General features: G+C 61.0%; 13 protein-coding genes. 5 read left to right on the top strand and 8 right to left on the bottom strand.

What is annotated here, in order from left to right:
• Window positions 1–253: 253 nt before the first annotated feature.
• Together rep and P3C29_RS04910 are read left to right on the top strand one after the other, a co-directional pair.
• Window positions 254–2,263 (top strand): DNA helicase Rep, encoded by a 2,010-nt coding sequence (gene rep, locus P3C29_RS04905; RefSeq protein WP_008439414.1) that lies wholly within the window; start codon window positions 254–256, stop codon window positions 2,261–2,263.
• Window positions 2,264–2,320: 57 nt separating this feature from the next.
• On the top strand, window positions 2,321–2,893 hold the full coding sequence (locus tag P3C29_RS04910; protein ID WP_008439415.1) for a xanthine phosphoribosyltransferase: 573 nt from the start codon (window positions 2,321–2,323) through the stop codon (window positions 2,891–2,893).
• Window positions 2,894–2,976: 83 nt separating this feature from the next.
• Here P3C29_RS04910 and P3C29_RS04915 read toward each other — a convergent pair whose 3' ends face one another.
• The 6 genes from P3C29_RS04915 to dadA form a co-directional block, all read right to left on the bottom strand.
• A complete protein-coding gene (locus P3C29_RS04915) occupies window positions 2,977–4,899 on the bottom strand; it encodes an acetyl-CoA hydrolase/transferase C-terminal domain-containing protein (protein WP_275964011.1) in 1,923 nt (640 codons plus the stop codon).
• Between the two features lie 135 nt (window positions 4,900–5,034).
• On the bottom strand, window positions 5,035–5,451 hold the full coding sequence (locus tag P3C29_RS04920) for a c-type cytochrome (RefSeq protein WP_003208757.1): 417 nt from the start codon (window positions 5,449–5,451) through the stop codon (window positions 5,035–5,037).
• Between the two features lie 182 nt (window positions 5,452–5,633).
• The gene (locus P3C29_RS04925) at window positions 5,634–6,182 is read right to left on the bottom strand and encodes a cupin domain-containing protein (RefSeq protein WP_003208755.1); all 549 of its coding nucleotides are present in this window, start codon (window positions 6,180–6,182) and stop codon (window positions 5,634–5,636) included.
• A gap of 116 nt (window positions 6,183–6,298) precedes the next feature.
• Entirely contained in the window at window positions 6,299–7,375 is a 1,077-nt protein-coding gene (alr, locus tag P3C29_RS04930) for an alanine racemase (protein ID WP_275964012.1), read from the bottom strand.
• Between the two features lie 79 nt (window positions 7,376–7,454).
• Window positions 7,455–7,808 (bottom strand): RidA family protein, encoded by a 354-nt coding sequence (locus P3C29_RS04935; protein ID WP_003208752.1) that lies wholly within the window; start codon window positions 7,806–7,808, stop codon window positions 7,455–7,457.
• Window positions 7,780–9,081, bottom strand: a complete 1,302-nt coding sequence (gene dadA, locus P3C29_RS04940) for a D-amino acid dehydrogenase (protein WP_275964013.1) — start codon at window positions 9,079–9,081, stop codon at window positions 7,780–7,782. The genes P3C29_RS04935 and dadA overlap by 29 nt, the downstream gene beginning before the upstream one ends.
• A 156-nt stretch (window positions 9,082–9,237) precedes the next feature.
• Between dadA and P3C29_RS04945 the strand changes: the two genes are divergently transcribed.
• Complete coding sequence (locus P3C29_RS04945) at window positions 9,238–9,726, top strand: Lrp/AsnC ligand binding domain-containing protein (protein ID WP_003206849.1); 489 nt, start codon at window positions 9,238–9,240, stop codon at window positions 9,724–9,726.
• A 3-nt stretch (window positions 9,727–9,729) separates the two neighbouring features.
• On the opposite strand, the gene P3C29_RS04950 is transcribed toward P3C29_RS04945, so the two are convergent.
• Complete coding sequence (locus P3C29_RS04950; protein WP_177112377.1) at window positions 9,730–10,083, bottom strand: YkgJ family cysteine cluster protein; 354 nt, start codon at window positions 10,081–10,083, stop codon at window positions 9,730–9,732.
• Window positions 10,084–10,198: 115 nt separating this feature from the next.
• Between P3C29_RS04950 and P3C29_RS04955 the strand changes: the two genes are divergently transcribed.
• Window positions 10,199–11,491: an FAD-binding oxidoreductase gene (locus P3C29_RS04955; protein ID WP_201125692.1), complete on the top strand. Its 1,293-nt coding sequence runs from the start codon at window positions 10,199–10,201 to the stop codon at window positions 11,489–11,491.
• A gap of 1 nt (window position 11,492) precedes the next feature.
• Here P3C29_RS04955 and P3C29_RS04960 read toward each other — a convergent pair whose 3' ends face one another.
• A complete protein-coding gene (locus P3C29_RS04960; RefSeq protein ID WP_201125693.1) occupies window positions 11,493–11,729 on the bottom strand; it encodes a DUF1127 domain-containing protein in 237 nt (78 codons plus the stop codon).
• Window positions 11,730–11,894: 165 nt separating this feature from the next.
• On the opposite strand from P3C29_RS04960, the gene P3C29_RS04965 reads away from it, so the two are divergent.
• The gene (locus tag P3C29_RS04965) at window positions 11,895–13,319 is read left to right on the top strand and encodes a PLP-dependent aminotransferase family protein (protein WP_010168170.1); all 1,425 of its coding nucleotides are present in this window, start codon (window positions 11,895–11,897) and stop codon (window positions 13,317–13,319) included.
• Window positions 13,320–13,338 lie beyond the last annotated feature (19 nt).

The following is a 13,338-nucleotide window of genomic DNA, read 5'->3' on the forward strand; positions in this document are numbered from 1 at the left end:
CTCTGCAAAATTTCGTTGGCGGCGGGCATTATGACGTGCGCCCCGATAATGACCAATGATATGGGTTATCAAATGCGCACTGTGCAGCTCTAGACCGAACAATAGTCCTAAATACCCTGCACATCCTGCGGCAAAGTAACAAAACCGGCAAATTTAGATCGAGTGGTACGTCACACTGTCGTTCAGAGGCAGCAGAATCTTGCCAGCCTGTTAAAATGCCCGCCCTTTTGATCAATGACCTCCTGAATTTCGTATGTCCCGACTCAATCCCCGGCAGCAAGAAGCCGTGAACTACGTCGGCGGCCCTCTATTGGTGCTCGCCGGTGCCGGTTCCGGCAAGACCAGCGTGATCACCCGCAAGATCGCGCACCTGATCCAGAGCTGTGGCATCCGTGCCCAGTACATCGTCGCCATGACCTTTACCAACAAGGCGGCGCGGGAAATGAAAGAGCGTGTCGGCACCCTGCTCAAGGGTGGCGAAGGCCGTGGCCTCACCGTGTGTACCTTCCACAACCTGGGGCTGAACATCATCCGCAAGGAGCATGTGCGGTTGGGCTACAAGCCGGGCTTCTCGATCTTTGACGAAACTGACGTCAAGGCGCTGATGACCGACATCATGCAGAAGGAATACGCGGGCGACGACGGCGTCGACGAGATCAAGAACATGATCGGCTCGTGGAAAAACGACCTGATCCTGCCCGCCGAAGCCCTGGAAGCCGCGCGCAACCCCAAGGAACAGACTGCCGCCATCGTCTACACCCACTACCAGCGCACGCTCAAGGCGTTCAACGCGGTGGACTTCGACGACCTGATCCTGCTGCCGGTGAAGCTGTTCCAGGAACACGCCGACATCCTCGAAAAGTGGCAGAACAAGGTCCGCTACCTGCTGGTGGACGAATACCAGGACACCAACGCCAGCCAATACCTGCTGGTGAAGCTGCTGATCGGCAAGCGCAACCAGTTCACCGTGGTCGGCGACGATGACCAGTCGATCTACGCCTGGCGCGGCGCCCGCCCGGAAAACCTGATGCTGCTCAAGGACGATTATCCGTCCCTGAAAGTGGTGATGCTGGAGCAGAACTACCGCTCCACCAGCCGCATCCTGCGGTGTGCCAACGTGCTGATCTCCAACAACCCCCACGAGTTTGAAAAACAACTGTGGAGCGAGATGGGCCACGGCGACGAGATCCGCGTGATTCGCTGCCGCAACGAAGACGCCGAAGCCGAGCGCGTGGCCGTCGAACTGCTCACGCTGCACCTGCGCACCGACCGGCCCTACAGCGACTTTGCGATCCTGTACCGCGGCAACTACCAGGCCAAGCTGATCGAGCTGAAGCTGCAGCACCACCAGATTCCCTATCGTCTGTCGGGCGGCAACAGCTTCTTCGGACGCCAGGAAGTGAAAGACCTGATGGCCTACTTCCGGCTGATCGTGAACCCGGACGACGACAACGCCTTCCTGCGGGTGATCAACGTCCCACGCCGGGAAATCGGTTCGACCACCCTGGAAAAGCTCGGCAACTACGCCACCGAACGCAAGATCTCGATGTACGCCGCCACCGACGAAATCGGCCTGGGCGAGCACCTGGACACCCGCTTCACCGATCGCCTGGCGCGATTCAAGCGCTTCATGGACAAGGTGCGCGAGCAGTGCGCCGGCGAAGACCCGATCAGCGCCCTGCGCAGCATGGTCATGGACATCGACTACGAGAACTGGCTGCGCACCAACAGCTCCAGCGACAAGGCCGCCGATTACCGCATGGGCAACGTGTGGTTCCTGATCGAGGCGTTGAAAAACACCCTGGAGAAGGACGAAGAAGGCGAGATGACCGTCGAAGACGCCATCGGCAAGCTGGTCCTGCGGGACATGCTTGAACGCCAGCAGGAAGAAGAAGACGGTGCCGAGGGCGTGCAGATGATGACCTTGCACGCGTCCAAGGGCCTGGAATTCCCCTACGTGTTCATCATGGGCATGGAAGAGGAAATCCTCCCGCACCGCTCCAGCATCGAAGCCGACACCATCGAGGAAGAACGGCGCCTGGCCTACGTGGGCATTACCCGCGCGCGTCAGACACTGGCCTTTACCTTTGCCGCCAAGCGCAAGCAGTACGGCGAGATCATCGATTGTGCCCCGAGCCGGTTCCTCGACGAACTGCCGCCGGACGACCTGGCGTGGGAAGGCAACGACGACACACCGACCGAAGTCAAAGCCGTTCGCGGCAACACCGCCCTGGCGGATATACGCGCGATGTTAAAGCGCTAGAATCGACTACTTTTTAATCTACTTTCGGCGCGTGTTGCGCCAACAGAGGAAGCTTTCGTGGAAGCACTGCACAAGAAAATTCGCGAAGAAGGCATCGTGCTTTCCGATCAGGTACTCAAGGTCGACGCCTTTCTGAACCACCAGATCGACCCGGCGCTGATGAAACTGATCGGTGACGAATTCGCTGCGTTGTTCAAGGATTCGGGGATCACCAAGATCGTCACCATCGAAGCCTCGGGCATTGCGCCGGCGATCATGACCGGCCTGAACCTGGGCGTGCCGGTGATTTTCGCGCGCAAGCAGCAGTCCCTGACCCTGACCGAAAACCTGCTGTCGGCGACGGTGTATTCCTTCACCAAGAAAACCGAAAGCACCGTGGCCATTTCCCCGCGCCACCTGACCAGCAGCGACCGCGTGCTGATCATCGATGACTTCCTGGCCAATGGTAAGGCGTCCCAGGCGCTGATCTCGATCATCAAACAGGCCGGCGCGACCGTTGCCGGCTTGGGGATCGTGATCGAGAAGTCGTTCCAGGGCGGCCGTGCGGAGCTGGATGCGCAGGGTTACCGGGTTGAGTCGCTGGCGCGGGTGCAGTCGTTGGCGGGTGGCGTGGTGACCTTCATCGAGTAACCCGCACTCGCCGACTTTTTGTGGTGAGCGAGCTTGCCTCGCGCGGGGCAAGCCCGCTCACCACAAAGGCCGATGCCGACCCGTTAGTGGGCGGTTTCTTGAAGCCCTGCAAGTAACAATCGCTGATACAAGTCTTCCTTCAACCCCTCCGGCTTATCCAGCCGCATCCGCACCAGGTGCTCGGGAAACGCCTCCGGTTCCGGTGCATCCAGCGCCGCTTTGCCCAGCTCCAGAATCTCCGTCAGCTTGAATTTGCTCTTGAGCCAGTTCAACGCCCGCAACAAATCCCGCTCTTCCTCGGTGAAATCACTCCCCAGCGGATACTCCGGGAACAACCGCGGATGCCGCGCCTGAATCCCCTGCAAACGCTCCGGCGTGTTATCGGCAAAACGCGGATCCAGCTGGAAATCCTTCGGCAACTTCCCGGCCTTTTGCGCCTGTTCGATCAAGTCGTCCTGGAAGCGCGAGTCGGTGATGTTCAGCAGCCTTTCAATCACCTTGGCATCGGTCTGCCCGCGCAAATCCGCGATGCCGTACTCGGTGATGACGATGTCTCGCAGGTGCCGGGGAATGGTGCAGTGACCGTACTCCCAGACGATATTGGAGCTGACGTCACCACCCGATTCGCGCCAGCTGCGCAGGATCAGGATCGAGCGCGCGCCTTCCAGCGCATGACCCTGGGCAACGAAGTTGTATTGCCCGCCAACACCGCTGAGCACCCGACCGTCTTCCAACTGGTCGGCCACGCCCGCGCCCATCAGGGTCACGGTAAACGCGCTGTTGATAAAACGCGCATCCACACGCTGCAAACGCTTGAGCTCTTCTTGCCCGTACAGCTCGTTGATGTAGCTGATGCGGGTCATGTTGAATTCCAGGCGCTTGCTCTGTGGCAAATCACGCAGGCGCTCGTAGAAACTGCGCGGCCCGAGGAAGAACCCACCATGCACCGAGATCCCGTCGGTCTGCGCCGCTTCGTCCAGGGTGCCGGCGTTGGCTCGCTGCTGGGTCGCGACATCCGGGTACACCTTGCGCCGCACAATCCCGGCATCGGCCAGCACCAGCAGGCCGTTGACGAACATTTCACTGCAACCGTACAGGCCACGGGCAAAGGGCGCGACGCCGCCTTCATGGCTGATCAGCGGCGCCCATTGGTACACATCCAGGTCGGTCAGCAACAGGCGATACGCCTCGTTGTCCGCCTGGCGCGCCAGCAAGGCGGCGGTCAGTGCGTCGCCCATGGAGCCGATGCCGATCTGCAGGGTGCCGCCGTCGCGTACCAGGGTGCTGGCGTGCAAACCGATAAAGTGGTCCTGGAAGCCCACCGGCATATTCGGGGTGGAGAACAGCGTGGTGCTGTCCTTCTCGTCGATCAGGAAGTCGAATGCGTCCATGCCCAATTCGGCGTCGCCGGGCATGTAGGGCAAATCACTGTGGACCTGGCCCACCACCAAAATGGTCTCACCGGCCTCGCGGCGCTTGGCGATCATCGGCAACAGGTCGAGGGTGATGTCGGGGTTGCAGCTGAGGCTCAGGCGGTCCGGGTGTTCGGCGCTGCTGGCCACCAGTTGCGCCACAAGGTTCAGGCCGGCGGCGTTGATATCACGGGCGGCGTGGCTGTAGTTGCTGCTGACGTAATCCTGCTGGGCCGAAAGGCTGTGGAGCAAACTGCCGGGCTGCATGAAAAACTGCTGCACGTGAATGTTGGATGGCAGGTTGTCCTTGCGCAAGGCGGCGAGGAACTCCAGCTCGGGATAATCACCAAAAACCCGCTCGATAAAGGGTTCCAGAAAGCGCTTCTGCAAACCATCGCCCAAGGTCGGGCGACCCAAAGCCAGCGCGGTATAGATGGTCAGCGCCCGGTCCGGCAGCTTGGCGATGCGCCGGTACAGCGCATTGACGAACAGGTTGGGTTTGCCCAGGCCCAGGGGCATGCCCATATGAATATGCGCCGGCAACCGTGCCAGTACGTCGTCGACCGCTTGCTCGATTGAACACAACTGCACCATCCGACTTCTCCCGAACATTCCATGAATTGGGGTTGGACCGAGCTTGCCGGGTCTTTGCTGCAAAGAACAGCCTCAAAAGGTAAATCGCGGGCACAAAAAAGCCGCTGGTCAGCGGCTTTTTTGACGAAGATCGGTTTATTTAAGCCCCGACATCTTCTCGATCGCACCTTTAAGCTCGGCATCCGAGCAATCGGCGCAGGTGCCTTTGGGCGGCATGGCGTTCAGGCCGGTGATGGCCTTGGCCAGCAGGCCGTCGAGGCCGCCCTGGTGATCCGCGCGGTCTTTCCAGGCGGCGGTGTCACCGATTTTCGGTGCGCCCAACAGGCCGGTACCGTGGCAAGCGTTGCAGTGTTTGGCGATCACGTCATCCGGCGATTTCGCGCCACCGCCGCCGCCCGCAGCCACGGCGACTTCCATCCCCTTGCACTCTTGCCCCTGGACACACACCTGGCCGACCGGCTCCAGGCGCTTGGCAATCTCATCATTGGTCGCAGCTTGAGCGCTGACAGCCCATAGGGCCAGTACGGTTGCTGGTGCAGCCAGCATTTTCATAATTAGGTTCACGCGTTCACCCTCAATGGTGGCTATTCACGCCTGCGGCCACGGTTTCGCAGGCGGCGAAAGTATAACGGTTAGCCCGCCCCGCCGAAACAACCCTATTAACCAAGGGGAGATTCAGCAGGGCGGAATACTGCTACGGGCGTCTCTGCGACATAGGCAGGACGCCTCTTTTCTTAAAAGTTCGCGGGTGTGGCTGCGCTGATTAGTCGCGCCGGCACTTCGAACGGATTGCGAAAACGGTGCGGCTTGGTGCTTTCAAAGTAGTAGCTATCGCCGGCTTCGAGCACAAAAGTTTCAAGGCCCACTACCAGTTCCAGGCGGCCTTCCACCAGGATCCCGGTTTCCTCGCCCTCATGGGTGAGCATCTCTTCGCCGGTATCAGCACCTGGCGGGTAGATCTCGTTGAGGAACGCAATCGCCCGGCTCGGGTGCGCGCGGCCCACCAGTTTCATGGTGACGGCGCCGTCGGAGATGTCGATCAGCTCATTGGCTTTATAGACGATCTGGGTCGGTTTTTCCTGGAGGATCTCCTCGGAAAAAAACTCCACCATCGACATGGGGATGCCGCCCAGCACCTTGCGCAAGGAGCTGATGGAGGGGCTGACACTGTTTTTTTCGATCATCGAAATGGTGCTGTTGGTGACGCCCGCGCGCTTGGCAAGCTCACGCTGGGAAAGACCTTTCAGTTTACGGATGGATTGCAGTCGTTCGCCGACGTCCAATGCAGGAGCCTCCTAGGATTCAGGCGTTGTTGTAATTGAGCGTTATCATGGCGACAGCGTTCAGTATTTACAACACTTTGGCCTAAATCCCGGGATCTGCCATTCGTGGGTGCCGCTCAAGCGCCGGAATAGAGCCGTGGCACCCGGCGCAGGTTGCAAAAGATCTGGTAGGGAATGGTGTCGGCAGCGGTGGCGACGTCACTGGCGAGGATGTTTTTGCCCCACAATTCGACCGTGGAGCCGAGCCCGGCCTGTGGCACGTCCGTCAAGTCGATACACAGCATGTCCATCGACACCCGGCCCAGCAACTGGCTGCGCTGACCGGCCACCAGCACTGGCGTGCCGGTGGGTGCGTGACGCGGGTAACCGTCGGCATAACCCATGGCCACCACGCCGACGCGCATCGGTTTCGGGGTGATGAATTTCGCGCCGTAACCCACCGGCTCGCCGGCCGGCAGTTCACGTACGCAGATGACTTTCGATTCGAGGGTCATCACCGGCTGCAAACGCGCGGCGATGGCCTGGTCTTCGCCAAACGGCGTGGCGCCGTACAGCATGATGCCCGGGCGCACCCAGTCGCTGGACACATTCGGCCAGCCCAGCACCGACGGCGAATTGCGCAGGCTGACCTGGGCCGACAAGCCCTGGCGCGCTGCTTCAAACACCGCCACTTGCTCTTCGCTGCTGGTGCTGTCCAGCTCATCGGCACGGGCGAAGTGGCTCATCAGCACGATCTTCGCGACCTTGCCGCAGGCCAGCAGGCGCTGGTAGGCGTCGTGATAATCCTTGGGGTGCAAGCCAACACGGTGCATGCCCGAGTCGAGCTTGAGCCAGACGGTCAGCGGTTTGCTGAGCTGCGCCTGTTCAATCGCGTCCAGCTGCCACAGCGAATGCACCACGCACCACAAATCATGCTCGATGATCAGCGGCAGTTCGTCGGCCTCGAAAAACCCTTCGAGCAACAGCACCGGCCCGCGAATCCCGGCGGCCCGCAGTTCCAGCGCTTCTTCGATGCACGCCACCGCAAACCCGTCCGCCTCGGCTTCCAGCGCCTGGGCTACGCGCACGGCACCGTGGCCGTAGGCATCCGCCTTGATCACGGCAAGGGCTTTCGCTCCAGCCGTGACTTCACGGGCCAGTTGGTAGTTATGGCGCAGGGCTTGAAGGTCGATCAGGGCACGGGCAGGACGCATGGCGGCAGGCTTCTAGGCGGCAGTGAGAAGAAAAAACCGGCACCCGCTGACAACGCAGGCGCCGGGAGAGGAGTTTGGCTTAAGGCAGAGCGGCCACAACCGACAGCTCAACCAGGATTTCCGGTTCGCAGAGCTTCGCTTCAACCGTGGCACGGGCCGGTGCGACACCTTTTGGCAGCCACTTGTCCCATACCGCGTTCATCCCGGCGAAGTCCGCGTCGATGTCTTTCAGGTAAATGGTCACCGACAGCAGCTTGGTCTTGTCGGTGCCGGCCAGGTCCAGCAAACGCTCGATATTGACGAGGGTTTCACGGGTCTGCTGTTCAATCCCAGCGCTCATGTCGTCGCCGACTTGCCCTGCCAGATACACGGTACCGCTGTGAACAACGATCTGGCTCATGCGCTCATTGGTGAGCTGGCGCTGGATTGACATGTTTTGCGGACTCCTGGTGGTTGCCGTAACGGGAAATATCGAGGCCTTCGGCACTGATCTGCGGGGTTTTCTTCGCCATCAGGTCCGCCAGCAAACGACCAGAGCCACAGGCCATGGTCCAGCCGAGGGTGCCGTGGCCGGTGTTCAGGAACAGGTTTTTGAACGGGGTAGCACCGACAATCGGTGTGCCGTCCGGGGTGGTCGGACGCAGGCCGGTCCAGAAACTGGCCTGGCTCAAATCACCGCCCTGAGGATAAAGGTCGTTGACGATCATCTCCAGGGTTTCCCGCCGACGCGGGTTCAGCGACAGGTCAAAACCGGCTATTTCAGCCATGCCACCGACGCGAATGCGGTTGTCGAAACGGGTGATCGCGACCTTGTAGGTCTCGTCGAGAATGGTCGAGGTCGGGGCCATCGCCGGGTTGGTGATCGGCACGGTCATCGAGTAGCCCTTGAGCGGGTACACCGGCGCCTTGATCCCCAGCGGCTTGAGCAGTTTCGGCGAGTAGCTGCCGAGGGCCAGCACGTAGCGGTCGGCGGTTTCCAGCTTGCCGTCGATCCACACGCCGTTAACCCGGTCACCGGCGTAGTCCAGGCGCTGGATATCTTGCTCAAAGCGGAATTCGACACCCAGTTGCCTGCACATGTCGGCAAGGCGGGTGGTAAACATCTGACAGTCGCCGGTCTGGTCATTCGGCAGACGCAGGGCACCGGCGAGGATATCGGTAACGCTGGCCAGGGCCGGCTCGACGCGGGCAATGCCGGCGCGATCCAGCAGCTCGTAAGGCACGCCAGACTCTTTCAATACCGCGATGTCCTTGGCAGCACCATCCAACTGGGCCTGGGTGCGGAACAGTTGCGTAGTCCCAAGGGTGCGGCCTTCGTAGGCAATACCGGTCTCGGCGCGCAGTTCGTCGATGCAGTCGCGGCTGTACTCGGACAGGCGCACCATGCGCTCCTTGTTCACCGCATACCGGCTGGCGGTGCAGTTGCGTAGCATCTGCGCCATCCACAGGTATTGGTCGATGTCGGCGGTGGCCTTGATCGCCAGAGGCGCATGGCGCTCCAGCAGCCACTTGATAGCCTTGAGCGGCACACCCGGTGCGGCCCATGGCGAGGCGTAGCCCGGCGAGATCTGCCCGGCGTTGGCAAAACTGGTCTCCATGGCCACAGCCGGTTGACGGTCGACCACGACCACTTCAAAACCAGCTCGTGCCAAATAGTAGGCACTGGCCACGCCAATGACACCGCTACCCAAGACCAGAACGCGCATTTTTATTCCCTCATCACGGCTTGACCGCTGACGTTTGTTGTTCAGCACAAAGATGTGGGCAGTATAAAAAGCAATCGCCAGTGCATTTCACTATATAACTGCCTATATTTGGCGACAATTCTCGGCAAAAACCCTTTTCACGGAGGAGCATCCCCTATGCGGACCAACACTCAGACCAAGCGGGAACTGGACAAGATCGACCGCAACATCCTGCGCATCCTGCAGGCAGACGGACGAATTTCGTTTACTGAGCTGGGGGAAAAGGTTGGCCTGTCGACCACGCCGTGCACCGAAAGGGTCCGGCGCCTGGAGCGCGAAGGGATCATCATGGGCTACAACGCCCGGCTCAATCCGCAGCATTTGAAGGGCAGTTTGCTGGTGTTTGTCGAGATCAGCCTCGACTACAAGTCCGGCGACACCTTTGAAGAATTCCGACGCGCTGTGCTGAAACTGCCCCACGTGCTGGAGTGCCACTTGGTCTCCGGGGATTTCGACTACCTGGTGAAGGCACGCATCTCGGAGATGGCGTCGTACCGAAAGTTACTCGGCGATATCCTGCTCAAGCTGCCCCACGTACGGGAGTCCAAGAGCTACATCGTGATGGAAGAGGTGAAGGAGAGTTTGAACCTGCCCATCCCGGACTAAGCGCTAGACCAACACCTGCCGCGTGCTCGCCATGTACTCGTGAATCTGCTTTTCCACCCGCGGATGGATCAACTCCACCGGGCGGCGGCCGTTGGGGCATGGCAAGGTCGGCGTGGTGCCGAACAGGCGGCAAATCAGCGGGCGCTCGTCGTACACCGTGCAGCCGTTGGGGCCCAGGTGCACGCAATTGAGTTCGTCCATCGCCGCTTCCTGCTCGGCAGCGGTCTTGCGCGGCAGGCGCGACATTTCCTCGGTGGAGGTGGTCACCGGCCCACAGCAGTCATGGCAACCCGGGACGCACTCGAACGAGGGAATCTGCCGGCGCAGCGCGTTGACTTTCTGGCTGTTGCAACTCATCGACACAGGGACCAAACGGCGAATAGACGTGGATTTTGCCCTAAAAGCCCCCGGTGAGACAGCTTCGCCCGACCGCTGTATCCTGCGTCAAATTTTCCAAACAGGGAGGCCCCCCATGACCGCCAGCGCCCGGCACGCCAATTCCTACTACGCCGCCAGCAGTTTCCCGCAGCCCGATTATCCGGTGCTGACAGGTGAAGTCGTGGCCGATGTGTGCGTGGTCGGCGGCGGCTTTTCGGGGCTGAATACCGCCCTGGAACTGGCCGAGCGTGGTTTCAGCGTGGTCCTGCTGGAGGCCCGCAAAATCGCCTGGGGCGCCAGCGGGCGCAACGGCGGGCAGTTGATTCGCGGCGTCGGTCATGGCCTGGATCAGTTCACCCACGTCATCGGCGCCGATGGCGTGCGCCAGATGAAACTGATGGGCCTGGAAGCCGTGGAAATCGTGCGCCAGCGGGTCGAACGTTCGCAGATCGCCTGCGACCTGACCTGGGGCTACTGCGACCTGGCCAACAAACCCCGCGACCTGGAACACCTGGCCGCCGACGCCGAAGAACTGCGAAGCCTCGGTTATCGCCACGAAGTGCGCCTGCTGCAAGCCAGCGAAATGCCCAGCGTGATCGGCTCCCACCGCTATGTGGGCGGCATGATCGACATGGGTTCCGGCCACCTGCACCCGCTGAACCTGGCCCTCGGCGAGGCGGCTGCCGCACAGCAGTTGGGCGTGCAATTGTTCGAGCATTCCGAAGCGGTGCGCATCGACTACGGCCCGGAGGTCAACGTGCACACCGCCCAAGGCAACGTGCGCGCCAAGACCCTGGTACTGGGCTGCAACGCCTATCTGAACGGCCTTAACCCGCATTTGAGTGGCAAGGTGCTGCCCGCCGGCAGCTACATCATCGCCACCGAGCCCTTGAGCGAAGCCCAGGCAGCCGAGCTGCTGCCGCAAAACATGGCAGTGTGTGACCAGCGGGTGACCGTGGACTACTTCCGGCTGTCAGCCGACCGACGCTTGTTGTTCGGGGGAGCCTGCCATTATTCCGGACGGGATCCGAAGGACATCGGCGCCTATATGCGTCCGAAAATGCTGCAGGTGTTCCCGCAACTGGCCGACGTGAACATCGATTACCAGTGGGGCGGCATGATCGGCATCGGCGCCAACCGCCTGCCGCAGATTGGCCGCCTGGCCGACCACCCCAATGTGTATTTCGCCCAGGCCTACGCGGGTCACGGTCTCAATGCCACTCACCTGGCAGGCAAACTGCTGGGCGAAGCCATCAGCGGCCAGCAAAGCGGGCGATTTGATCTGTTTGCCAAGGTGCCGCACATCACCTTCCCGGGCGGCAAGCACTTGCGCTCGCCGCTATTGGCGCTGGGAATGCTCTGGCACCGGTTAAAAGAACTGGTCTGAATCAACCGCGCCAGAAGGGTTTCAAGCCTTCCCGGCGCGCCTGCTCGGCGCTCAGGCCCACGTCACGCAGTTGCTCCGGGGTCAGCTCCAGCAAGGTCTTGCGCGTGTGCACACGGTGCCAGAACAACGCCCATGCACTGAGTGCCGGGGCCGTGGTACGCGTCGCCATGCGCCGCTCCTGCCCAGCTTCGAGTTCCTGACTGTGTAACGCCAACCGCACATCGCTCAGACCGCTCATTTTCCTGCCCCTCATTTACGTATTGCCATGAGTACACAGGATGAGCCGGCACGCGAAACCATGACAGATTCAACCGCCCGGTATTAAATCCATACAGATACTGCCTATCTGCCGCTGAATCCTGTATTTTCGGCTGATCTGTACTGGTAATCGGGAAGCCTCGCCATGACGCTATACGTCAACCTCGCCGAACTGTTGGGCACGCGCATCGAGCAGGGCTTCTACCGCCCGGGCGATCGATTGCCGTCAGTGCGGGCCTTGAGCGTGGAGCATGGGGTCAGCCTGAGCACCGTGCAGCAGGCCTATCGCGTGCTGGAAGACAACGGTCTGGCGATGCCCAAGCCAAAATCCGGCTACTTCGTGCCGGTGAGCCGCGACTTGCCGGCGCTGCCCGCCATAGGCCGCCCGGCCCAGCGCCCGGTGGAAATTTCCCAGTGGGACCAGGTACTGGAGCTGATCCGCGCGGTGCCACGCAAAGACACCATACAGTTGGGCCGGGGCATGCCGGATGTATTGTCGCCAACCATGAAACCCTTGCTGCGCAGCCTGGCGCGGATCAGTCGACGCCAGGACATGCCGGGGCTGTATTACGACACCATCCACGGCAACCTGGACCTGCGCGAACAGATTGCCCGCCAGATGCTCGACTCCGGCTGCCAACTGACGCCCCAGGACCTGGTGATCACCACCGGCTGCCACGAAGCGCTGTCCGCGAGCATCCACGCCATTTGTGAGCCGGGCGACATCGTTGCCGTCGACTCGCCAAGCTTTCACGGCGCCATGCAAACCCTGAAGGGCCTGGGCATGAAGGCCCTGGAAATCCCCACCGACCCACTCACCGGCATCAGCCTGGAAGCGCTGGAGCTGGCGCTGGAACAGTGGCCGATCAAGGTCATCCAGCTGACCCCCAACTGCAACAACCCGCTCGGCTACATCATGCCGGAATCGCGCAAACGCGCACTGCTGACCCTGGCACAGCGCTTCGACGTGGCAATCATCGAAGACGATGTGTATGGAGAATTGGCCTACAGCTACCCGCGTCCACGCACCATAAAATCCTTCGACGAAGATGGCCGCGTCGTACTGTGCAGCTCTTTCTCGAAAACCCTGGCGCCCGGCCTGCGGATCGGCTGGGTTGCACCCGGCCGTTACCTGGAACGTGTGCTGCACATGAAATACATCAGTACCGGCGCCACCGCGACCCAGCCACAGATCGCGATTGCCGAATTTCTGAAAAACGGTCATTTCGAACCGCATTTGCGCCGGATGCGTACCCAATACCAGCGCAATCGCGACTTGATGCTCGATTGGGTCAGCCGTTATTTCCCCGCAGGCACCCGCGCCAGCCGCCCACAGGGCAGCTTCATGCTGTGGGTGGAACTGCCGGAAGGCTTCGACACGTTGAAGCTCAACCGGCTGCTGGTGGATGAAGGTGTACAGATTGCTGTGGGAAGTATCTTTTCCGCCTCCGGCAAGTACAGGAACTGCCTGCGCATGAACTACGCTGCCAAACCAACGCCGCAGATTGAAGAGGCCGTGCGCAAGGTCGGCGCCACCGCCATCAAGTTGCTGGCCGAAGCAGCGGACTGACCTTTCCCGGGAAATAGCC

It is taken from the genome of Pseudomonas sp. 1912-s (genome assembly GCF_029269205.1).
GTDB lineage: Bacteria > Pseudomonadota > Gammaproteobacteria > Pseudomonadales > Pseudomonadaceae > Aquipseudomonas.